Origin of the sequence: Akkermansia sp. BCRC 18949, from assembly GCF_045011645.1 — a bacterium.
Classification (GTDB): Bacteria; Verrucomicrobiota; Verrucomicrobiia; order Verrucomicrobiales; family Akkermansiaceae; genus Akkermansia; species Akkermansia massiliensis.
On record NZ_CP123619.1, the window covers coordinates 2,986,601 to 3,008,120 of the forward strand.

19 protein-coding genes are annotated in these 21,520 nt (G+C 61.4%); 9 read left to right on the forward strand and 10 right to left on the reverse strand.

Features of this window, described 5'->3' with window-relative positions; genetic code table 11:
• Positions 1-219 precede the first annotated feature (219 nt).
• Entirely contained in the window at positions 220-654 is a 435-nt protein-coding gene (locus tag P8A25_RS12545; RefSeq protein WP_022396806.1) for a hypothetical protein, read from the forward strand.
• Positions 655-725: 71 nt separating this feature from the next.
• Here the strand turns inward: P8A25_RS12545 and cobA are convergent, their stop codons facing one another.
• Positions 726-2,309, reverse strand: a complete 1,584-nt coding sequence (gene cobA / locus P8A25_RS12550; RefSeq protein ID WP_251841026.1) for a uroporphyrinogen-III C-methyltransferase — start codon at positions 2,307-2,309, stop codon at positions 726-728.
• 77 nt (positions 2,310-2,386) lie between these two features.
• Here cobA and P8A25_RS12555 point away from each other — a divergent pair, with 77 nt between their 5' ends.
• Together P8A25_RS12555 and P8A25_RS12560 are read left to right on the forward strand one after the other, a co-directional pair.
• Positions 2,387-2,845, forward strand: coding sequence for a PepSY-like domain-containing protein (locus tag P8A25_RS12555; protein ID WP_102726427.1), 459 nt, complete (start codon positions 2,387-2,389; stop codon positions 2,843-2,845).
• A 202-nt stretch (positions 2,846-3,047) separates the two neighbouring features.
• A complete protein-coding gene (locus tag P8A25_RS12560; RefSeq protein WP_102722270.1) occupies positions 3,048-3,719 on the forward strand; it encodes a zinc metallopeptidase in 672 nt (223 codons plus the stop codon).
• Between the two features lie 237 nt (positions 3,720-3,956).
• Here P8A25_RS12560 and P8A25_RS12565 read toward each other — a convergent pair whose 3' ends face one another.
• Positions 3,957-7,061, reverse strand: coding sequence for an efflux RND transporter permease subunit (locus P8A25_RS12565; protein ID WP_215443437.1), 3,105 nt, complete (start codon positions 7,059-7,061; stop codon positions 3,957-3,959).
• Positions 7,062-7,067: 6 nt separating this feature from the next.
• The gene (locus tag P8A25_RS12570) at positions 7,068-8,225 is read right to left on the reverse strand and encodes an efflux RND transporter periplasmic adaptor subunit (protein ID WP_022396811.1); all 1,158 of its coding nucleotides are present in this window, start codon (positions 8,223-8,225) and stop codon (positions 7,068-7,070) included.
• 295 nt (positions 8,226-8,520) lie between these two features.
• Between P8A25_RS12570 and P8A25_RS12575 the strand changes: the two genes are divergently transcribed.
• From P8A25_RS12575 to P8A25_RS12595, 5 genes are all read left to right on the forward strand, one after another.
• Positions 8,521-9,333: a MerR family DNA-binding transcriptional regulator gene (locus P8A25_RS12575; protein ID WP_180971634.1), complete on the forward strand. Its 813-nt coding sequence runs from the start codon at positions 8,521-8,523 to the stop codon at positions 9,331-9,333.
• Between the two features lie 226 nt (positions 9,334-9,559).
• On the forward strand, positions 9,560-10,531 hold the full coding sequence (locus tag P8A25_RS12580) for a thiamine pyrophosphate-dependent dehydrogenase E1 component subunit alpha (RefSeq protein WP_404838721.1): 972 nt from the start codon (positions 9,560-9,562) through the stop codon (positions 10,529-10,531).
• 21 nt (positions 10,532-10,552) lie between these two features.
• On the forward strand, positions 10,553-11,527 hold the full coding sequence (locus tag P8A25_RS12585) for an alpha-ketoacid dehydrogenase subunit beta (RefSeq protein ID WP_102730168.1): 975 nt from the start codon (positions 10,553-10,555) through the stop codon (positions 11,525-11,527).
• An 18-nt stretch (positions 11,528-11,545) separates the two neighbouring features.
• On the forward strand, positions 11,546-12,820 hold the full coding sequence (locus tag P8A25_RS12590) for a 2-oxo acid dehydrogenase subunit E2 (protein ID WP_022396815.1): 1,275 nt from the start codon (positions 11,546-11,548) through the stop codon (positions 12,818-12,820).
• A 30-nt stretch (positions 12,821-12,850) separates the two neighbouring features.
• A complete protein-coding gene (locus tag P8A25_RS12595) occupies positions 12,851-13,714 on the forward strand; it encodes a UDP-2,3-diacylglucosamine diphosphatase LpxI domain-containing protein (RefSeq protein ID WP_215443439.1) in 864 nt (287 codons plus the stop codon).
• Positions 13,715-13,801: 87 nt separating this feature from the next.
• Here the strand turns inward: P8A25_RS12595 and P8A25_RS12600 are convergent, their stop codons facing one another.
• The 6 genes from P8A25_RS12600 to P8A25_RS12625 form a co-directional block, all read right to left on the reverse strand.
• Entirely contained in the window at positions 13,802-13,978 is a 177-nt protein-coding gene (locus P8A25_RS12600) for a hypothetical protein (RefSeq protein WP_156340827.1), read from the reverse strand.
• Between the two features lie 55 nt (positions 13,979-14,033).
• Positions 14,034-14,363 carry a hypothetical protein gene (locus tag P8A25_RS12605; protein WP_022396819.1) on the reverse strand — a complete coding sequence of 110 codons (330 nt, stop codon included), beginning with the start codon at positions 14,361-14,363 and terminating at the stop codon, positions 14,034-14,036.
• A 78-nt stretch (positions 14,364-14,441) separates the two neighbouring features.
• On the reverse strand, positions 14,442-14,768 hold the full coding sequence (locus P8A25_RS12610; protein WP_102722223.1) for a hypothetical protein: 327 nt from the start codon (positions 14,766-14,768) through the stop codon (positions 14,442-14,444).
• 127 nt (positions 14,769-14,895) lie between these two features.
• Complete coding sequence (locus P8A25_RS12615; protein WP_215443441.1) at positions 14,896-15,600, reverse strand: MmcQ/YjbR family DNA-binding protein; 705 nt, start codon at positions 15,598-15,600, stop codon at positions 14,896-14,898.
• Between the two features lie 161 nt (positions 15,601-15,761).
• Positions 15,762-16,556 (reverse strand): WecB/TagA/CpsF family glycosyltransferase, encoded by a 795-nt coding sequence (locus P8A25_RS12620; RefSeq protein WP_215443443.1) that lies wholly within the window; start codon positions 16,554-16,556, stop codon positions 15,762-15,764.
• A gap of 26 nt (positions 16,557-16,582) precedes the next feature.
• Complete coding sequence (locus P8A25_RS12625) at positions 16,583-17,356, reverse strand: MBL fold metallo-hydrolase (RefSeq protein WP_251828051.1); 774 nt, start codon at positions 17,354-17,356, stop codon at positions 16,583-16,585.
• Positions 17,357-17,420: 64 nt separating this feature from the next.
• Here P8A25_RS12625 and recN point away from each other — a divergent pair, with 64 nt between their 5' ends.
• The gene (gene recN, locus P8A25_RS12630) at positions 17,421-19,079 is read left to right on the forward strand and encodes a DNA repair protein RecN (protein ID WP_215443445.1); all 1,659 of its coding nucleotides are present in this window, start codon (positions 17,421-17,423) and stop codon (positions 19,077-19,079) included.
• Between the two features lie 30 nt (positions 19,080-19,109).
• On the opposite strand, the gene P8A25_RS12635 is transcribed toward recN, so the two are convergent.
• Entirely contained in the window at positions 19,110-21,353 is a 2,244-nt protein-coding gene (locus tag P8A25_RS12635) for a heavy metal translocating P-type ATPase (protein ID WP_215443447.1), read from the reverse strand.
• Positions 21,354-21,520: the final 167 nt, after the last annotated feature.

Consider the following 21,520-nt stretch of genomic DNA (forward strand, 5'->3'; position numbering starts at 1 on the left):
AGTGGTAAACAGTGGCGGCAACCTTTCCCGCATCTGCGGCGCGTTGCATTTGGAGGTGAATTCCTACTCCCCTACCCCCTATGCTTGTCAATAACCAATTATGTATTTACGGGAAAAGCGAGCTTTTATGTCAGAATAACGGATTTTCCCGCCTCCATTTTCCGGAAAAGCCGCGCTGGCACCTTGCCAGCCATCTTACGCCATGCTATTTGTGGGACGATGAAAACGAGCCTTCCTTTCGTCCTGCTTCCCGCCTGCCTCGCGCTGCTGGGGGCCTGTTCCCCCACGCCGTCCGACCGCATCGCGAAGAATATGCAGGCCTATGAACAGCTTCCGAAGGAGCAGCAGGCCAAAGTGGCGCGCGGAGAGCTGGAAAAGGGCATGTCCCCCATGGCGGTCCTGCTGGCATGGGGGGAACCTGAACAGAAGATGGCAGGCCGGATGAACGGGAAGAATACGGAACGGTGGATTTACACGCGGAGCGGCACGGGCTGGTCCGTGGGCCTGGGCGGAGGCGGATTCCGCAGCAGGGATTCCGGGGTAGGCACCGGGATAGGCGTCACGATGCCCCTGGGCAGCCGTCCGCCCGTTTCCTATAATGTCCTGTTTGAAAATGGAAAGGTCATCGGCTGGGAAGCCGTCAATGGCTTTTAAACGGCATTTCCCCGGATAACGCTTTTCCATCCGTTCCGCCCCGGCATCTCCCGCGGGGCGCACCGTTTTTCCTATTTGCCGGCGGCCTTGACGATGGCCTCCACCAAGCCGTTGATGTCGTGCGTTTTCGCGGTAATCGAGGGTGCGCGCCCCAGCTCCTTGAGGGTTGCCGTGGTCACGGGCCCGATGCTGGCGGCCTTGCAGCCGTCCGGCCACGGAAGCCCCAGCTTGAAAAAGTTTTCCGCCGTGGAGGAGCTGGTGAACGTCACGATATCCGCCCCCCGCTCCCGGAAAGCCGCCTGGGCTCCCGCCACGTCCTCCGTTTCCGCTTCCGTCTTGTAGGCGATGCATTCGTCCACAATAGCCCCCAGAGCGGTCAGGCCGTCGTAAATCACGCGCCGCGCTTCCTCCCCGCGCACCCACAAGAACGTGCTGTGCTCAATGGTTCCGATTTCCTCGCGGGCGTCCTTGAAGGCCTTGACGAGTCCTTCCGCCACGAATTTTTTAGGCATGATATCCACGGCCAGCCCGTATTCCCGGAGCTTCGCCTCCGTTCCGGGCCCGATGGCCGCAATCCTGGCGCCTCCGATGCTCCGGATGTCCTGGTACACGGCAAAAAACGCCTGGAAGAAGCGTTCCACCCCGTTGGGGCTGGAGAACACCAGCCAGTCATAGGTATGGGCGTGCACCACGCCTTCCGCAAATTCCCGCTTGTTGGAGGGGGGGGCCATGCGGATAGTGGGCATTTCCAGCACTTCCGCACCCAGACGGCGCAGGCGCACGCTCAATTCCCCGGCCTGGGCGCGGGTGCGCGTCACCACGATGCGCTTGCCGAACAGGGGCAGTTTTTCAAACCAGGCCAGGCTGTCGCGTTCCTTCACCACATCCCCGATCACGACTACCGCAGGGGCGCCCAGCCCGGCCTTTTGAACCTTGGCGGGCAGCGTCCGGACAGTGCCCGTGACCGTGCGCTGAATGCCCGTGGTGGCCCACTGGATGGCGGCGGCCGGCGTGGACGGCTCCTGCCCGTATCCGGTCAGGGCTTCGCAGACGTCCGCGAGCTTCTGCATGCCCATCAGCATGATTTTCGTGCCCTGCGCTCCGGCGATTCCTTTCAGGTCCAGGGAAGATTCCTTCTTGTTCACGTCTTCATGGCCCGTGAAGACGGTAAATTGCGTGCAGTACTTGCGGTGCGTCACCGGAATGCCCGCATAGGCCGGCCCCGCAATGGCGGAGGTAATGCCCGGAATGACTTCAAACGGCACGCCCGCTTCATGCAGGGCGTCCGCTTCCTCCCCCCCGCGCCCGAAGACGTAGGGATCGCCGCCTTTCAGGCGCACCACTTTTTTCCCGGCGCGTCCCAGTTTGACCAGCAGGGCATTGATTTCCTCCTGCGGCAGGGCGTGGCGGGAAGCCCGCTTGCCCACAAAAATCCTTTCACATGCGGCAGGAGCCCAGTTCAGCAGTTCCGCCGAGCTCAGCGCATCATATACCAGCACTTCCGCCGCTTCCACCAGTTCCCGCCCGCGGACGGTCATCAGGCCGGGATCCCCCGGACCCGCTCCAAGCAAATAAACAATACCCTGTTGCATGCTGTCATTCAACTCCATCACCCGCTTTTTGGCGACAATAAACCCCGCCATGCCCGGATTCATTCCATTGATGGCAGAATTGTCACAAGACATCCACAAAAGATTCTTGTTTTTTGAATAAATACAATTATCACGTATTTATGAATATTTCACGTATACTTACGACCACTCTCGCTGCCGCATTCACCCTTCCGGCTTTGGCGGATATTCCGGCCTCCCGAGTTCCCGCCCCCGTGAAGGAACAGGTGCAGAAGCAGTATCCGAACGCCGGCGCCATCGAATGGGATTTCGACAACGACGAAGACGTTTACGAGGCGGAATTCCACCTCAACGGCCTGGAATACGACGTCAAGCTTTATCCGGACGGCACCGTCTGCCTGATTAAGGCGGACATGCGCCTTCAGGATCTGCCCGCCCCCGTTACGGCGGCCATCGCCCGCGATTTCCCGGGGTACGCTCCCCGCCGCGCCAAGCAGATCACCGCCAGGGGAGCCCTGAAGTACCGGGTGGACTGCCGGTCAGAAACCGCCGCCGTCCGCAAACTGGAGCTTTACTATGCCCCGGACGGCAAACTTCTTTCCCAGAAGGCGGACGATTGAATGCGCCGTTCTTCCGCATGTTTCCGTATGACAGAAGCCGGGGGAACCTCCCCCGGCGGCTGACACGGCGCCCTCTGGATTCAACAAAGCCTTATGATATAAGGTCAAACTTGCAATGATTGAATTATTCAATATCGACTTCCTTTCCTACACGGCCCAGGCGGCGGAAACCGCCCCGCAGCATTCCTATACCATTTACTGGATGATTCTGCTGGGCTCCATGCTTCTGAGCTGGCTGGTCAGCGCGCGCATGAAGAGCCGTTTCAGCGAATATTCCCAGATTCCCATTCCGGTGACCGGGCGGGAAGTGGCGGAACAGATGCTGAAGGACAACCACATCACGGACGTGAAGGTGATTTCCACCCCCGGCCACCTGACGGACCATTACAATCCGGCGGACAAGACCGTCAACCTGAGCGAGTCCGTTTACAATTCCAACAGCATTGCCGCCGCGGCGGTGGCGGCCCATGAAGTGGGGCATGCCGTACAGCACGCCCAGGCCTATCACTGGCTGGGCCTGCGGTCCGCGCTGGTTCCCATCGTCCAGTTCTCCTCCAATCTGGTGAGCATCGTGCTGATCATCGGCATTATCCTGCTGGCCATGGGCGGTTCCCCGTGGGTGCTGGGGCTGGGCATCGGCCTGTTTGCCATGACCACCATCTTCGCCTTCATCACGCTTCCGGTGGAGTTTGACGCTTCCGCCAGAGCTCTGAAATGGCTGGACCGTTCCCACCTGATGAATTACTTCGACCACGGAAAGGCCAAGAGCGCCCTGTTCTGGGCGGCCATGACCTATGTGGTGGGCGCGCTTTCCTCCCTGGCCATGCTGCTGTATTACGTGTTCATCTTCCTGAACGCGCGCGGCAGGGAATAACCCGGGGCACGGGCGCAGCGGCATACGGGGTTCCAGCCCATGCGGAGAACGAGGCTTTTCAGGCCCTCCCTCCGCAGGAAAACCTCTTTCAGCCTTTTTCCCGAAAGACGGGGAGCACGGAAACGTGCTCCTCTTTTTTAACGCATCAGGCGCGGGCAGCGGTCCCATGCAGGGGTCCGTCTTCCCGCGCCTTCCGCGGCAGGGGTATTCCAGGCGTTTCCGTTCCAGCCTCGTGCCCTATGCTTCTTCCGGGTGTTCCTGTTTCCTCTTTCCGGCTGTCAGGCGGAAGAAGGGGGGAACCAGGAAGATCGCCAGCAGGGTGGCCGTAATGATGCCGCCCAGCACCCCCGTGCCTACGGCGCGCTGCGCGCCCGCCGCCGCCCCGTGGGCGAAGGCCAGCGGAACCACCCCGGCGCCGAACGCCAGGGAGGTCATCAGGATGGGCCTCAGGCGCAGTTTGGCGGCGGCAACGGCAGCTTCCATCACATCCATGCCTTCCCGGTAGAATTCCTTGGCCACTTCCACAATCAGGATGGCATTCTTGGCGGAAAGACCGATGGTCGTAATCAGGCCCACCTTGAAGTAGATGTCGTTGGGCATGTCGCGCAGGAAGACGGCCAGCAGGGCTCCGAGCAGGCCCAGGGGCACCACCAGGATGACCGCCAGCGGAATGGACCAGCTTTCATACAGGGCCGCCAGCACCAGGAAGACGATCAGGATGGACAGGCCGAAGAGCAGCGTGGCCTGGGACCCGGCAAGCTTTTCTTCATAGGACTGTCCCGTCCATTCAAATCCCACGCCCTGCGGCAGGGTGGCGGTAATCTGCTCCAGGGCGTTCATGGCGTCCCCGCTGCTCTTGCCGGGCGCGGAGGAGCCGTTGATGGTGAAGGAGGGGTAGTTGTTGTAGCGCGTGAGCTGCGGGGGGCCGGCCGTCCAGTCCAGCCGGACGAAGGAGGAGAGGGGCAGAAGCTTCCCCTGGTCATTGCGGACATGCAGGTCTTCAATGTCATTGCCGTTCAGGCGGCTTTTTCCGTCCGCCTGCACAATGATGCGGCGCACCTGGCTGTCATGCATGAAGTCCCCCACATAGCTGGACCCGAACATGACCGCCAGCGAATTGCTGATTTCCGTAATGGGCACTCCCATGGAGAAGGCTTTTTCCCGGTCAATGGAGACGTGCAGCCGCGGCGTGTCCGCCTGTCCGGAGAAGTAGACGCCCGTCAGGTTGGGGTCCGCATTGGCGCGGGCCAGGAGTTCGTCCCGGGCTTCCACCATGCGGGCATACCCCAGGCCGCCCTTGTCCTGGAGGCGGAAGTCGAAGCCGGACGTGCTGCCCAGTTCCGGCAGGGACGGCATGTTCAGGGCCATGACCATCATCTGGCGGTCCCCGCCAAAACGGGCGTTGACCCGGTCAATGATCGCCTGGGCGGAGTTGTCCTCTCCGGAACGCTCGTCCCAGTTTTTCAGGCCGACAAACAGCATCGCCATGTTGGTGCCGGTGCCCATGAAGCTGAAGCCGCCCACGGAATAGGCGTATTCCACCGGTTCATGCTGCATCAGGTAGTCCTCCACCTCCCGCAGCCGGGTGCTGGTTTCCTCCTGCAAGGTCCCGGCAGGCAGGGCAACCATCGCCATGAAGTTGCCCTGGTCTTCTTCCGGAAGGAAGGAGGTGGGAAGCGTGAGGTACAGGTAGCCGGCCCCCGCAATGATGAGCACATACAGGAACAGGGAGCGTACGGGGCGGCGGATGATTCCGGATACGGCATTGCCGTACCGGTCCGTGGACCGGTGGATGGTCCTGTTGAACCATCCGAAGAATCCTTTCTTTTCCTGATGCTCCACGGAGGAGGCTTTAAGCATGGCGGCGCACAGAGCCGGAGTCAGGGAAAGGGCCAGAAACGCGGAGAAGGAGATGGATACAATGAGGGTCACGGCAAATTGCCGGTAGATGTTCCCCACCGCTCCGCTGAAAAAGGCCATGGGCACGAACACGGCCACGAGCACGGCGGTGATGCCCACGATGGCGCCTCCGATCTGCTTCATGGCTTTTACCGTAGCGCGCCGGGCGTCCAGCCCCTCCTCCATCATGATGCGTTCCACATTTTCCACCACCACAATGGCGTCGTCCACCAGAATGCCGATGCTGAGCACCATGGCGAACATGGTGAGCATGTTGATGGAGAACCCGGAGAGCCACATCACCGCAAAGGTGCCCAGCAGGGCCACGGGGACGACGAGCGTGGGAATCAGGGTGGCCCGGAAGTTCTGCAGGAACAGGAACATGACCAGGAATACCAGCAGAATGGCTTCCAGCAGGGTTGAAATGACTTTCTGGATGGAGATTTCCACGAAATGGGTGGTTTCATACGGAATCTGGTAGGTGACGCCGGGCGGGAAGTCCCTGGCCAGCTCATCCATCTTGGCCTTGAGCAGGCCCATGGTTTCCACGGCGTTGGAGCCGGGAGCCATCTTGATAGCCATGCCGGTGGCGGTCTGCCCGTTGCAGCGGGAGAAGAACGCGTAGCTGTTGGAGCCCAGCTCCACCCGCGCCACGTCCCCCAGCTTGACGGAGGAACCGTCTGAAAGCGTTCTCAGCGCAATGGAGGCGAATTCCTCCGGCGTGCGGAAGGCTTCCTCCGCCACCACGCTGGCGTTGATGGGGGCGGATTTGGAAACGGCCGCCCCCCCGATGTCACCGATGATGATGCGCTCGCTCTGGGCGGCCACGGCATTCACGATGTCCGTGGGCGTCAGTCCCAGCGCTTCCAGCTTTTCCGGATCGGGCCAGATGCGCATGGACGTTTCCGCGCCGAAGAGCTCCACGCGCCCGACGCCTTTCACGCGCTTCAATTCAGGGATGATGCGCGCGGAAGCCCATTCCCCCAGTTCCGTATCATTCAGGTTCCCCGTGGAGGAAAGGGAGATCATCGCCTGAATGTTGTTGGAGGATTTTTCCACGAACACTCCTTCCTTCCGGACAGATTCCGGCAGGCGGGATTCCACGATTTTCAGCCTGTTCTGCACTTCCACGGCGGCAATGTCCGGGTCCGTGCCCTGCGTGAACGTGGCGGCGATTTCCACCGCGCCGTCGGAACTGCTGGTGGCGGACATGTACATCAGGCCGGGAGCTCCGTTGATTTCCTTTTCAATCACGGCGGTGACGGCTTCCTCCGTATCCTGGGCGGAGGCGCCCGGATACGTAGTGCGCAGGGTGATGACCGGCGGAGCGATGTCCGGGTACTGGGCAATAGGCAGGCTGGGAATGGCCAGCAGCCCGATCAGGGAAATCAGCAGGGCGACTACCCAGGCAAAAATGGGGCGGCGTATAAAGAAATCAGGCATAACGGGTTATTGCTGGGCGTTGGATTGCGGCTGGGGCGCGGCGCTGCGGACCTTCATGCCGGGCCGGAGGGACATGATGTGGCTGACGGCCACCTTGTCTCCATCCTTGAGGCCTTCCGAAACCAGCCATTCCCGGCCGTTCAGCGTATCCGCCTTCACGGGGCGCATTTCCAGCACGCCTTCCGGGCCCACGACAAAGACGGAAGCCCCCTGCGCGGTGCGGATGACGGCGTCCCGGGGAATGGCGAACACGTTGTCCCGCACCGCCTTCTCAAATACCACGCGCACATAGGCGCCGGGCAGAAGCTCATAGTCCGGATTGGGGAACTGGGCCCGCATTTCAATGGTGTCCGTATTCGGGTCCACCGCCATGTCGGAAAAGATGATCTTGCCGGAATGGGGGTATTCCTCCCCATTGGAGAGCAGCAGGCGCACCTTGATTTCACCCAGCGGCACTCCCTTCCACAGGCCGGACACCACGGCGCGGCGCAGGCTGCTGTACTGGGAGGCCGGCTGGCAGAAGCGGACATAGATGGGGTCTATCTGCTCAATGGTGGTCAGGTGCGTGAATTCGTTCTGGTTGGCAAATGCCCCTTCCGTCACCAGCGCGCGGCGCACGCGGCCGGAGATGGGCGCTTCCACCCTGGTGTATTCCAGATTCAGGCGGGCCTGCTCCAGAGACGCGGCGGCGGCGGCATATTCCGCCCTGGCCCGGTCTTCCTCCGCCATGGCCTGCTTGTGCTCCCGCACGCTGACGGCGCCCTTGGCCACCAGGGAGGAATAGCGGGCGGCCTTGTCCTCCGCATCCGCCAGCACGGCCTTGGCGCGCGCTACCGTGGCCTTGCATTCGTCCAGCACGGCCTGGAGCGGAGCCGGATCTATCTTGAAGAGAAGGTCGCCCGGGCGGACCGTCTGCCCTTCCTGGTAGCAGCGTTCCTGAATGATTCCCGTCACGCGGGCGCGCACTTCCGCCTGGAGGTACGCCTCCATGCGGCCGGGAAGGTTGGCGGTTACGGGAACCTGGGTGCCGTGCACCGTGAGAACGGCCACTTCCGGCACGATTTCTCCGGGAGAACCGGCGGCCGGATTTTCATCCCCCTGCCGGCAGGAGGAGAGAGCTGCCAAAAGGGTGGTGCAGAGAAGAAGGAGACTAGTTGTTTTCATCAGTAATCATGCTTTATAAGACCTCAAGAAACCCCGGAACCACGCTTCCGACAAGACCGGGGATTTTTCAATTGCCATAAGATGTAAAGTATCCCATAATGGGAGAGTCAAGAGGCAATGAAAAGATTAAGTGGAGCGGCTTTTTATCATTTGTTGTAAGCTGCTGGCAACAAGAATCAAATGAATGACGCGACGATTTCGTCTTCAGGAAGATTTCTCTTGCATGCAGCAGCCGTTTCCGCCGGGCGCGCCTCCGGCGGGAAAAAATCAGTTTCCACGCCAACCGCAATACAGGATGGACAAGCAGAATTTACTAACCATAGGCAATCTGTCCAAACAGACCGGCGTACATATTAAATCACTCCGGTATTACGAGCAGCTGGGGATTCTGCGCCCGGCCCATACGGACCCGGATACAGGCTACCGTTATTACACCCTCTCCCAGATTCCCGTGGTGGACGCCATCCGCGCCTGCACCTTCCTGGACATTCCCCTGAAGGAGTTCACCTCCTTTCTGACCGAGGACCAGCAGAGAATCCATTACAAGAAGCTGATTTCCCACGGCACCATGCTGGCGCACCAGAAAATCAGGGACATTCAGGAGAAACTGCACCTGCTGGAAAAATTCCAGAAGCAGATGGACCGGATGGAAGGCCTCCGACGCCATGAGGGGCAGACCGTCCACGCCCTGCCGGAAAAATATTGCTGGACGGCCCCTTATGCCGGAAAACAGCACAGCACGGATTACAATGTGCTCATTACCAACATGTTTGATGACATTAACCGCAATGAGCTGAGGCTGGGCGCGGAAGCCGGACTCCTTTCCTTCCACCGGAGCTCCGGAACGGAAAGGTTCCTGTATGTGGAGGTGGAAGCGACCAAAAGGGACGCCCGGCAGTTAAAGGAAATCGTGCGCCTGCCTGCCGCCTCCTTCCTATGCTCCATCAGGAAGGAAAGCGATATCGGGAAGGCCCCCCTGGTCTTTCCCGAACTTTTTGCGCAGGAGTATGATAAAATCATCATGGAAACGGAATTGTTTTCCGGAGACTACGATGTGGTGCATCCCAAATTCGAACTGAGATGCTCCCTTCCGCCGGAAGGAAAGTGAACCGGGGGATTTTTTCCGGAACAGGCAATGGGTGAAGAGGATGTAAAAAACGCCTTTCGGGAACCGGAGTTCCCCGTCCGCGCCCCTGCCGCCCTGCGGTGCAGCCGGAACGTCCGTTCAGGCCCGCAGGCATGAAGTCTCCGGAAGTTTCATGAAATGGCATTGCATTTCCCCATGCAGCATATAAAATAATGGGGTGGCACATTGCGACACTACACAACCGGACTTGAAGGAAAGCGCCGTCAAGGCTTACAAGGCCATGTTGCTGGCGCGGGCCTTTGACACCAAAATTTCCAGCCTGTATAAAGCGGGCAAAATCACGGGCGGCGTTTACCTGGGCCGCGGGCATGAAGCGATTGCCGCCTGCGGCGGCGTTTTCCTGACCGCCGGGTATGACGTGATCGCCCCGTTCATCCGGGAACAGGCGGCGCGCATCACCTGGGGGGAACCGATCATTGAAGCGGCCCGCTCCTACCTGGGCTCTGCCCTGGGCTACATGAAGGGACGGGACGGGAACGTCCACCGCGGACTGCCGGCGGAAGGCTACATGGCGCCCATCAGCCATCTGGGCAGCACGGTGGCCTTCGTCATCGGCTGCCTTTTTGCCAAGCGGCTGGACGGCAAGCTTCCCGGCCCCGTAGGCGTGGCCTTCTGCGGAGACGGCACCACATCCACAGGCGCCTTTCACGAAGCCGCCAACATGGCGAACGTGGAACAACTGCCGCTGGTGCTCGTGGTGACCAACAATCAATTCGCCTATTCCACTCCCAATGTCCGTGAATCTGGGGAAGCCTCCCTGGCGGACAGGGGCCGCGGCTACGGCTTCACCGTGCATGAAACGGACGGCACGGACTTCATGGCTACGCTGGAAACCTTCCGCACCGCCGTCAACAACGCGAGGGAAGGCAGGGGCCCCCAGTGGGTGCTGGCCAAGACCCTGCGCATGTGCGGCCACGGGGAACATGACGACGCCTCCTACATCCCCAGGGAATTGAAGGATGAGTACGACAAAAAAGACCCCGTCACCGTCGCGGAACGGCAACTGCTGGAAGCCGGCTGGCTGACGCCGGAAGAAGTGGCGGACCTGAAAAAGCAGTATGCCGATGAAGTCCAGCTGGCCGTGGCTACCGCGCAGCGGGAACCGGAGCCGGACCCCTTCCGGGAGGACTGGAACGCCACGGTATGGAGACCTTATTAAGCCTGCAAACGGAATATTCCCATGAGCGTAACATACATTGATGCCATTCACGACGCCCAGAAAGACCTGCTTACGGAAGACAAGGACGTCTTCCTGTACGGACAGGACATAGGCGTTTTCGGCGGCGCTTTCAAAGCGACCAAGGGCCTCAAGGAGTTGTTCCCGGACCGCGTGATTGACGCCCCCATCAGTGAGGACGCCATGGCCGGCATGGTCACCGGAGCCGCCGTCATGGGCAAAAAGCCCATCATGGAAGTCCAGTTTGCCGACTTCAGCACCATCGCTTTCAACCAGATCGTCAACATGGCGGCCACCCATTACTACCGCACGGGCATTCCCGCCAACATCACGGTGCGGCTGCCCTGCGGGGGAACGCCCGGCACGGGCCCCTTCCACAGCCAGAGCCTGGAAGCCCTGTTCGCCCACTATCCGGGCCTGCACGTCATGACCCCGGCCACCGTGGCGGACGCCTACTGGATGCTGCGCCAGGCCGTGGAAGTGCCCGATCCCGTCATCTTCCTGGAGCACAAGTTCCTGTACCGCTGGCTGAAGGCGGAGGACAACTACCGGGAAGCCCCGGTGATTCCCTTCGGCATGGCCCGGATCGCCCGCACCGGAAAGCACGCCACCGTAGTGGCGTACAGCGCCATGGTGCCGGAAGCCGTGCGCGCGGCGGACCTGCTGGCGAAGGAGAGCGGTTATGAAGTGGAAGTAGTGGACCTCCGCACGGTGCGCCCGCTGGACATGGACACCGTCATCGCCTCCGTAGCGCGCACCGGCCGCGTCCTGGTCGTCGGGGAAGACTTTCCGTGGGGGGGCGTCACGTCGGAAGTCGTTTCCCGCATCGTGGCGGAAGGCTTCCATCTGCTGGACGCTCCGCCCCAGCGGCTCAACGCCAGGGACACCCCCATCCCCCAGCATCCCAACCTGTGGAAGGCGCACCGCCCCACGCTGGAATCCATCGCCGCCTCCATCCGCCATCTTTTATCCATCTGATTCAACCCAGTTTCCACCATGCCTAAAGTACCCATTCTGATGCCCCAGCTCGGGGATTCCATTGCGGAAGCCACCGTGCTGCGCCTGCTGGCGGCCCCGGGCGACACCGTAGAAGCCGACCAGGAAATCTTTGAGGTAGAGACCAACAAGGCCACCATGGGCGTCACCACCATGTGCGGCGGCGTCCTGAGCGACGTGTTTATCAAGGAAGGGGAATCCATCGTGGTCGGCGCCTGCATGGCCATGATTGACGCCACGGAAGAAGAAATTGAGCGTTCCGGGGCCACCCCGGCCGGTGACTCCACCCAGCCTTCCCTTCCGGCCAGCCCGGAATCCGTGCCCCAGCGCGTCCCGGACGCTTCCGCCCGGGAGGAAAAGCCCGCCGGGGTCCACTTTGGCCTGACGGGGGAATCCTACCAGGAAAACGGCACGGACCTGAAAGTCCAGCCCAGCGTGCGCGGCCTGCCGGTGCCCGCCGGCATGAAAGGCGCGCACTACATGTCCCCCCGGATGAAGGCGCGCATGGACGAACTGGGCATGAGCGCCTCGGACATCGCTTTCATCTCCGGCTCCGGAGCCGGAGGACGGGTCACCATTGACGACCTGGAGGAATTCCTGGAATACGTGAGCCAGTGGCCGCACCGCAAGGCCTCCTCCATGCGGCTGGCCGTGGCGGACGCCATGCGCCGGAGCTGGACGCGCCCCCTGGCCTCCGCCGGGCGCCCCGTGTTCATGGACCCCCTCATCAAGCACAGGCAGCATTCCCCGCTGCGGCCCGGCATCACCCTGTACTTTGCCCGCGCCCTGGCCCTGGCCCTGGCGGAAAGCCCGGAATGCGCCGGCTACCTGGTGGGGGAAAACATCCTTTCCCCCAAAACCATTGACATCGGCATCGCCGCCCAGGTGGCGGACGGAGTGATGGTTCCCGTGCTGCGCCGCGTGAACGAACGGACGATGGAAGAACTGCTGGAAGACTACAACAGGCTGATCGCCCAGGCGCGCCGCCGCAGGCTGGCCCCGGAAGACAGCACGGGCGGCATCGCCACAGTCACCAACTTCGGCGGCTTCGGGCTCACCTTTGCCGCCCCCATGCCCATGCCCAGCGAATCCATCATCCTGGGGGTGGGCGCCGTCACCAAGACCCCGGTCTGGAGCGACGAGGTGGAGGCCTTCATTCCCATCTCCAAGGCCAACATCGTGGCTACGGGGGACCACCGCGTGGTGGACGGCGCGGACATCGGCCGCCTGCTCAAGCGCGTGGCGGAACTGCTCCAGCGCCCGGAATACCTGTAACCCGCTCCGTTCCCGCACGCTTTACGCCGCATGACGACAGACCCACCCGTACTAGGCCTGGTAGCCGGAGACGGCGTCTACCCGGAATACATCGTCCGGGGAGCGCGCCGCCGGACGCCGGAGCTGCGCATCGTGGCCGTGGGCTTCAAGGGGGAGACCAATCCCGCCGTCATTCCCCTGTGCGACGCTTACCAGGAATTCAGCGTGGGCCAGATCAGCAAGCCGTTCTCCTTCCTGAAAAAGCACGGCGTGCGGAACGTCATCATGGCGGGAGGCATCAACCCGAAGAACATTCTCTCCCTCCGCCCGGACCTCCGCGCCCTTTCCGTGCTGATGCGCATGCCGGAGAAAAACGCGGACTCCCTGCTGGGGGCCGTCATCACGGAGGCGGAAAAAGAAGGCTTCACCATCCTCCCCGCCTTCACCTACATGGAAGAGCACATGCCGCAGCCGGGCCACATCGCCGGACCGCGTCCCACGACCGAACAATGGGAGGACGCCGTTTTCGGCATGCAGATGGCCAAGGAAATCAGCCGCCTTCACATCGGGCAGTCCGTCGTCGTGCACGGAGGCACCGTAGTTGCCGTGGAAGCCATTGAAGGCACCAACAACTGCATACGCCGCAGCGGCGAGCTGGGCAACGGCAAACCCGCCACACTGGCAAAAGTGGCGCGCCTGGGGCATGACATGCGCTTCGACATTCCTACGATCGGCCCCGTCACCATTGAGATGTGCGCGGAATGCGGCGTCAGGCAAATCGCCCTGGAAGCGGGCAAAACCATTCTGCTGGAGCGTGACCGGGTGGCGGAACTGTGCAAAAGGCACAAAATCAGCCTGCATGCCATGGACGCTTCCGGGGAGGGCTGCCCTCAACCGGAAAATCCCGCCCAATAAAAATCCCCTCGTCCGGAAACCCGGACAAGGGGAAATCATGCCGCATACGGGATGCAGAATAGAAAACGGCTTATTCAACCGCCGGAATTAAGCGTTTTTGTCCTTGTCCATCATGGACTTGGCCTTGTCACTTACGCCGGAAGCCATATCCTTGACGCCTTCCTTGCTCTTTTCGTAGGCGTCTTTCATTGCCTTCTTGCCTTCTTCCATCTTGCCGGAAGCGGCATCTTTCGAGCATCCACAGCCTTCATGCATATGGTTCATATGATCTTTGGAGTCACACATAATAAATAAATGGTTTGTATTTTAATCGTTTGAGTTAACCGTTTTTCGCAGCGTCGCCAATGGCTTCGGCCTTATCGGCAGCCCTGTCCGCCGCATGGTCCACGGCTTCCTTGCTGTCCTGGTAAGTATCCTTGACGGCTTCCTTGCTCTTTTCGTAGGCGTCCTTCGCCGCTTGCTTGCCTTCCTTCATTTTTTCGGAAGCGGCGTCCTTGGCGGCTTTGGCGCCCTTTTTCATGTGTTCCTTGGCTTCAGCCATGTCCTTGTCACCCTTGGTGCAGGAACCGCTGTTGCAGGCGCTCTGCGCCAGGGCCACTACCGGAACTGCAACGGCTACCGCTGCTATAGCATATATCAATTTTTTCATGACGTTGTTCTATTTGGATTCATTCCAATAGACTCTTTCTTCATGAAAATCTATGAATACAGTCGTGTCATTCTGCGTTCACTCCTGCAAATCAAAAGCCATAAACGCCGCGGAAGCAACGCAGTCCCGGCACGGAACGCAGCCTTCTTTTTTCAGCTCCCTGCAATGGGAATAACCCAGCTTCTCCACAAACCGCCGCTTCAGCTCCTCCCTTGACTGCACGGGCGTGCACAGGAGCGCTCCATACAAGGCGCCGCATACCCCGTCAGGCGCTCTTCCCGTGCCGCACGCGGAGACGGCTTCCAGCAAATCCTCCCTTCCCAGGGCCGCGCAAACGGCCTGGGCGCAGTTGTGGCGCCAGGGTTCTGTGCGGAAGGTGGACAGAGCCTTTTCTTCAACGTTCATGCCCCCACTGTAGGCCCGGCCCCCTTCCGGGTCAAGAGTCCCGTCCCGCCTTACCACCTGCAAACTCCGCCGCCGCATTCCGGGTGAGGAAAACATAAGCCCTCCGGAAAACCGCCGGCAGCGGCGTTTACTTCCCGGCAAGCCGGCGGCTGGTCTCCAGGCGCGCGGCCAGCTCCTCAAAGGAGACGGTCCCGTCCAGGCAAAGGCTCACCCAGCTTTTCTTATTCATGTGGTAGGCCGGAAAACGGCTGTGATGGTCCACAAGGCCCTCGAGCTCCCCAGGGCGGACCCGCAGATTCAGCACCTCCACCCTTTCCCTGGAACTGCCGCCCAGTTTCAACCGCGGCACAGCCAGAAAAACGGCATACCATTTTTCCGTGTCCTTCCGCCGCACGACAGCGCTTCCCGGCGACTTCCTCCACAGGAATTCCAATTCATCCCCGTAAGCCTCCCGGACGTGCGCGACGAGGCTCCGGGCAGGATCGCCCTTGAAGAAATCAGGTTCAAAGCAGCACTCCGCCACATGCCACAGCTCTTCCTCATATTCCCTGCGGAGCGCCCTCTCCCGCAACCTGTCCGTCTCTCCCTGAGCAAGATGAGGGATACTCTTCCCGTCCGCATCACGCACCGTTACGCTGACGGAGCCCTCCGCATGTATTTCAAATTCCATACAGAGCTGCCCGTTCAGCAGCTTTGTCCGGTACAGAAAACCATTTTCCCCGCGAACGCAGCCGAAGGGAGGCAATTTTTCCTCACACAACCTCCTGTCCCTGAAAACGCGTTCCACGGCTTTTTCATACCAGCTTTTCCGGGGAATGCGGCGAAAGAACATGAGGAAAAGAAGTTAGAGGAGATGGAAGGATGGAAAACGCCAGCTGCACCCCTGCGGGCGTGCAGAACCCGGCCAAGCCATGATAAATCCGCACGGGAACGGTACAAGGCCAAAATAACCTGCGCCCCATGTCCGGGGCGCCCGCATCGGGAAAAGAGTTTTTACCTCCCCGTCAGCACATACCACACGAACAGGCTGTTATGCTTGAGGTACCGCCGGAGCAGCCGTCCCGGTTCCCGGTAAATGCGGTACAGCCATTCCAGGCCGTTCCTCTGCATCCACCGGGGAGCGCGTTTCACCGTTCCGGCATGAAAGGCAAATGCGGCCCCCACTCCCACATAAACCGCCGGGGGCAGCAGCTCCTTCTGTTCCGCCATCCACCGTTCCTGCTTGGGGCAGCCCAGGCCCACCCACACCACATTGGCTCCGCTTGAGGCGATGGCCTCCCTCATGTCCCTCCGGTCTTCCTCCGTCCAGGAACGGAATGGCGGGGAATGCACGCCGGCCAGATGAAAAGCCGGGTACTTCTCCTTCAATGCGGACGCCAGGGTCTCCAGCGTCCCTTCATCTCCGCCCAGCAAAAAATGGCGCAGACCCAGATACTCCGCATTCGCCCGCACCAGGGCTTCCATCAGGTCCGGCCCGCTCACGCGTTCGGCGCTCCTTTCCCCTGCGGGAAGGCCCCTGTTCAGCTTCCACACCACAGGCATTCCGTCCGGGCAAACCACGTCCATCCGTTCCAGCACGGCCCCATAACCCCGGTCATGAACGCCGAGGGTTATCACGTGCGCGTCCGCGGCAGCCACTAGGCACGGGGCCTGCGCTTCCAGGGCACGTTCCGCCAGGGCAGAGCTCATTTCCTCCACGGAGCTGACGGCCACGGAAAAGCCGAACACCTTTCTGGTCTCGCACGGCATCCGCGCGCCGGGCTGGTCAGGATTGTTTGCAGCAGTCATGGCCTGATGGAAATGAAGGGTGAAAATCACGGCAGGGACAGCCTCAGCCCGTCGTAGGCAGGCATGACGTTCTCCGGCAGCTTGCCGGAAAGAACCCCGTAATCCATGTCGTGGGACATGTGGGTCAGCACGGCGCGCCTGGGCCGGATGGCGGCAATGGCGGCCAGGGATTCCTTCAGGCACAGGTGCGTGGGGTGCAGATGATAGCGCAGCCCGTCAATAATCAGCAGGTCAACCCCTTTCATGGCCTCCAGGGAGGCCTCCGGGATGCTTTTCACATCCGGCATGTATGCCAGCCGCTGCCCTTCCGCCTCCAGCACGTAGGCATAAGTCTCCACCCCGGCATGCATTACGGGAAGAGGCGTCACCAGCACGCTCCCTACGCGGAACGGCTCCGTCACCTCGTGAGGTTCCGGCCTGACGTAGCCGCTCCGGCCCGTTTTGGGTTCAAACGCCCAGCCGTACATGGTCCGCAGGGCCTCCATCGTCTGCGGGGAAGCGTACAGGGGCAGGCCGCCGGACCTGCGCCAGCAGAAGGCGCGCAAATCGTCAAAGCCGCCCACGTGGTCCACATGGGCGTGCGTGTACAGCACGGCGTCCACGTCCGTGATGTTTTCCCGCAGGGCCTGCTGACGCAGATCCGGGGAGGAATCCAGCAGAATGCGGGTGCCCGCGGCCTCCACGTAAACTGAAGAACGCAACCGCTTGTTTCTGGGGTCCGGGGACGTGCAGACCGCACAGGAGCAACCTATCTGCGGAACTCCGGTGGACGTTCCGGTGCCCAGAAAGAGAATGTTCATCACAGAGGTCATGATTGCGTTTAGAGCAAATGATGCCATAATGCATTCAAAATCCAAAGCCCGAATGCTTACATTGCTGAAAATTAGAAACCTGGCCCTCGTGGACCAGCTGCTCTGGGAACCCAGCTCCGGTTTCATCTGCATCACGGGGGAAACGGGGGCGGGCAAATCCGTCATCATCGGCGCCATACGCCTGGCGCTGGGGGAACGCGCGGACAAAACGCTCATCCGGTCCGGAGAACAGCAATGCAGCGTGGAAGCCGTGTTCCATCTGCCGGAATCCTCCCCCGTGCACGGCATTCTGAACGAACACGGCGTGCCGCCCTGCGAAGACGGCAACCTGATCATCAAGCGCATCATTTCCTCCACGGCCAACCGCCAGTTCCTGAACGACAGCCCGTGCACCCTGAACCTGCTGCGGGAGGCGGGCGCCTGCCTGGTGGACATGCACGGCCCCAGCGACCACCGCTCCCTGATCTCCCAGGAGAGGCAGCTTTCCCTGCTGGACGCCTTTGGGGAGCACGCCCCCCTGCTGCACGCCTACGCGGACGCGTGGCGGCAATGGCAGGACGCGCGCCGGGCCTATGACGACCTGGAGCATGCGGAAGCGGCCACCGCGCGGGAAATAGAGCTGCTGCGCCACCAGGTGGATGAGATAGACGCCGCCGCCTTTACGCCGGAGGAAGTGCTCACGCTGGAAGAACGCTGGCAGCGCGCCCGCAACGGCACCAGGCTTCAGGAACAGGTTTCCAGAATGCTTGCCATGCTGGAGGAAACGGACGTGCCCGGCCTGGGTTCCCAGTTGAGGGAACTGACCCGGGCGGCGCACGAACTGGAACGCATGGACGCCTCCACAGCCGCGTGGCTGGCCCCGCTGGCGGAAGTGAATCTGGAGCTTAAGGAAATTGAAGGACGCCTGGCGGATTATTCCTCCGAGCTGGATTGTGATCCCCGGGAGCTCTTCCAACTGGAGGAGCGCATCAACCTGCTGGAATCCCTGAAAATGAAATACGGCCCTTCCTTTGAAGACGTCTGCGCCCGGAGGGAGGAGGCGGCCCACCGCCTGGACCGCATCGAGCACCGCACGGAACGCCTGGAAGAACTGCGGGCCTCCATCGCCGTTCTGCGCAAGCAGGTGGACGCCGCCGGACAGGCCCTGACCAAAGCGCGGCAGGCATCCGCGCCCAAACTGGCTTCCTCCATCGTCAAGCACTCCCGGGAACTGGGCTTCCGCCAGGCCGTCTTTGAAGTAGGGCTCTCCCCCCTCCAGGAACCCGGCTCCCAGGGAATGGAAACGGTGGAATTCCTGTTCGGTCCCAATCCGGGCGAACCCTCCAAGCCTCTCCGGCTGATTGCCTCCAGCGGGGAGCTGGCGCGCATCATGCTGGCGATTAAAAGCGCCCTGGCGCACAAGGACTCCACCCCCCTGCTGGTATTTGACGAAATAGACGCCAACGTGGGCGGGGAAGTGGCGCGGGCCGTCGGCTTCAAGATGCAGCAGCTCGGGAACCGGCACCAGGTCATCTCCATCACGCACTTTCCGCAGGTGGCGGCCCTGGCCTCCCATCACTACCTGGTCCAGAAGGCTTCCGCGGGCAACCGCACCATCTCCTGCCTGCGGGAGGTGAGCCATGAAGACCGGATAGACGAGCTGGTCCGCATGCTGGGCGGCGGCGGGGACCACGCCCGCACGCTGGCGCAGGCCCTGCTGCAGCCCTCCTGAACGGAGGGCGCCAAAAAGGAAGAGGCCGCCTTATTTTTCCAGACGGGGCTTGAAGCCGCGCAGCCGCAGGGAATTGAACACCACGCACAGGGAGCTTAAACTCATGGCCCCGGCGGCAATCATGGGATTCAGCGTAAGGCCGAAGGCCGGATACAGGCACCCGGCGGCCAGCGGAATGCCGATGATGTTGTAAAAGAAGGCCCAGAAGAGGTTCTGCCTGATGATGTGCAGGGTGGTGCGGCCCAGTTGAAGGGCTTCCGCCACGCCCACGGGATTGCTCTTCATCAGCACGATGTCGGAGGACTCCATCGCCAGCTCCGTTCCGGACTTCATGGAGATGCCCACCCGGGCGCAGGCCAGCGCCGGGGCGTCGTTCACGCCGTCCCCCACCATCGCCACCTTGTCCCCGCGTTCCTCCATCTTCATCACATGGGAGGCCTTCTCATCCGGAAGCACGTCGGAAATCACTTCATCAATGTGCAGTTCCCCGGCCATGTGCCGCGCCGTGGCGGCATTGTCCCCCGTCAGCATGACCACGCGCAGGTTCATCCGCTTCAGATAATCCACCGCCGCCCGGCTGTCCGGTTTCAGAGAATCCGCCACCATGATCACTCCCGCAGGGCGGTCTCCCCTCCCTACATACAGCGGGGACGCGCCCTGCCGCATGAACTCCCGGAGGCGGCCTTCCTCCTCCTTCCAGGAGATGCCCTTGTCCTGCATGAAGCCGGGATTGCCCACCGCATAGGGCACGCCGTCCACTACGCCGGAAATGCCGCGGCCCGGCACAACGGACAAATCCGCCACGGCGCGGATGGGGAGTTCCAGCAGCCTGGCGTGTTCATAAACGGCTTTCCCTACCGGATGTTCCGATCCCTGCTCCAAAGCCGCCGCCATTTCCACCAGTTCATCCGCATTCATGGCCGGCTCCGGCAGAACGGCCACCACACGGGGCTCCCCTTCCGTCAGGGTTCCCGTTTTGTCAAAAACGACGGTATCCACGCGGCTCAAAGCCTCCAAAGCTCCGGCGGACTTGCACAGGATGCCCAGCCGCGCGCCCCTGCCCGTCCCTACCATGATGGCGATGGGCGTGGCAAGCCCCAGAACGCAGGGGCAGGAAATCACCAGCACCGCAATCGCCCTGGCAAGAGCGAAGGAAAATCCCTCCCCGGCAGCCAGCCACGCAACCAACGACACCAGGGCAATGGCAATCACCGCAGGGACAAAGAAATAACACACCCGGTCCGCCAGCCGTGCAACCGGAGCCTTGGACTGGCTGGCCTCCTCCACCAGGCGGATCATGCGGGCCAGCGTGGAGTCCCTGCCCACGCGTTCCGCACGTACCTTGAGATACCCGGCCCGGTTGAACGTGCCGCTGATCACCCGGTCTCCCGCCGTCTTGTCCACCGGCATGCTTTCCCCCGTCAGGTCCGATTCATCCAGCGCGGCCTGCCCTTCTTCAATGACGCCGTCCACCGGAATCCTCTGCCCGGTTTTCACCACCACCAGGTCCCCGGAATGAAGTTCATCCAGCGGGACGGCGCGCTCCGCGCCGTCATGCCAAACCAGGGCCTCCTGGGGAACCAGCTTCACCAGCCCTTTCACGGCGGCGTTCGTCTTGCGGTAGGAACGGCGTTCAAGATATTTCCCCAGGGAAATCAGGGTGACGATCATGGCCGCGGATTCAAAATACAGTTCCATTCCGTCCACGTTGGCGCCCTGCCACAGCGCCGCAATCAACAGATACAGCCCGTACAGGAAGGCGGAACCGGAGCCGATGGCGATCAGGGAATCCATATTGGGAGACAGCGCGGCAAGCTGGCGCACGCCGTTGATTAAATAATGCCGGTTCAGCCACAGAATCGCGGCCGCCAGAATGCACTGCGCCCACAAATTCATCCAGAGCCCCCAGCCCCCTCCCGGAACGGGCCAGTGCCACATGGGCCCCATGGACAGATACATCAGAGGCGCCAGCAGCAGAACGGACCAAACGAGGCGGGAGCCTCCCGTTTCCTCCTGCCCCTGGCTTTCCTCCCCATCCGCACCGGAAAACGGTTCCTCCCGCCAGTCCGCCAGGTGGAAGCCGGCTTTCTCCACTACGGACGCAATGCGCCCCCTGGCGGGCGAATCGGGCTTTTCAAACAGAACGGTCATCCGCCCCGTCAGCAAATTCAGCTCTACGCGCTCCACACCCTCCAATCCCTCCACGGCGCGCTCCACCTTGGCAGCACAACCGGCGCAATGCATGCCGGAAACAAGATAGTTCTTTTCTTCCATTGTCGTTAAAACGGAGTGTTTGATTTTCCGGGACCAAAGAAGGCTCCCATGTTGTTAGGTGAAACTAATCTCATCAATCCCGTTTCTCAAGCCGCTTTCGCGGCTTCACCCTTTTCCAATAAAAAATGACAAAAAAACGCCCGCGGCCCCGTAACAGTAACAAACAC

Coding starts and splice junctions, on each gene's coding strand:
- P8A25_RS12545 (WP_022396806.1), top strand. CDS start 220: ATGAAAACGAGCCTTCCTTTCGTCCTGCTTCCCGCCTGCCTCGCGCTG.
- cobA (WP_251841026.1), bottom strand. CDS start 2,309: ATGAATCCGGGCATGGCGGGGTTTATTGTCGCCAAAAAGCGGGTGATG.
- P8A25_RS12555 (WP_102726427.1), top strand. CDS start 2,387: ATGAATATTTCACGTATACTTACGACCACTCTCGCTGCCGCATTCACC.
- P8A25_RS12560 (WP_102722270.1), top strand. CDS start 3,048: ATGATTCTGCTGGGCTCCATGCTTCTGAGCTGGCTGGTCAGCGCGCGC.
- P8A25_RS12565 (WP_215443437.1), bottom strand. CDS start 7,061: ATGCCTGATTTCTTTATACGCCGCCCCATTTTTGCCTGGGTAGTCGCC.
- P8A25_RS12570 (WP_022396811.1), bottom strand. CDS start 8,225: ATGAAAACAACTAGTCTCCTTCTTCTCTGCACCACCCTTTTGGCAGCT.
- P8A25_RS12575 (WP_180971634.1), top strand. CDS start 8,521: ATGGACAAGCAGAATTTACTAACCATAGGCAATCTGTCCAAACAGACC.
- P8A25_RS12585 (WP_102730168.1), top strand. CDS start 10,553: ATGAGCGTAACATACATTGATGCCATTCACGACGCCCAGAAAGACCTG.
- P8A25_RS12590 (WP_022396815.1), top strand. CDS start 11,546: ATGCCTAAAGTACCCATTCTGATGCCCCAGCTCGGGGATTCCATTGCG.
- P8A25_RS12595 (WP_215443439.1), top strand. CDS start 12,851: ATGACGACAGACCCACCCGTACTAGGCCTGGTAGCCGGAGACGGCGTC.
- P8A25_RS12600 (WP_156340827.1), bottom strand. CDS start 13,978: ATGAACCATATGCATGAAGGCTGTGGATGCTCGAAAGATGCCGCTTCC.
- P8A25_RS12605 (WP_022396819.1), bottom strand. CDS start 14,363: ATGAAAAAATTGATATATGCTATAGCAGCGGTAGCCGTTGCAGTTCCG.
- P8A25_RS12610 (WP_102722223.1), bottom strand. CDS start 14,768: ATGAACGTTGAAGAAAAGGCTCTGTCCACCTTCCGCACAGAACCCTGG.
- P8A25_RS12615 (WP_215443441.1), bottom strand. CDS start 15,600: ATGTTCTTTCGCCGCATTCCCCGGAAAAGCTGGTATGAAAAAGCCGTG.
- P8A25_RS12620 (WP_215443443.1), bottom strand. CDS start 16,556: ATGACTGCTGCAAACAATCCTGACCAGCCCGGCGCGCGGATGCCGTGC.
- P8A25_RS12625 (WP_251828051.1), bottom strand. CDS start 17,356: ATGAACATTCTCTTTCTGGGCACCGGAACGTCCACCGGAGTTCCGCAG.
- recN (WP_215443445.1), top strand. CDS start 17,421: ATGCTTACATTGCTGAAAATTAGAAACCTGGCCCTCGTGGACCAGCTG.
- P8A25_RS12635 (WP_215443447.1), bottom strand. CDS start 21,353: ATGGAAGAAAAGAACTATCTTGTTTCCGGCATGCATTGCGCCGGTTGT.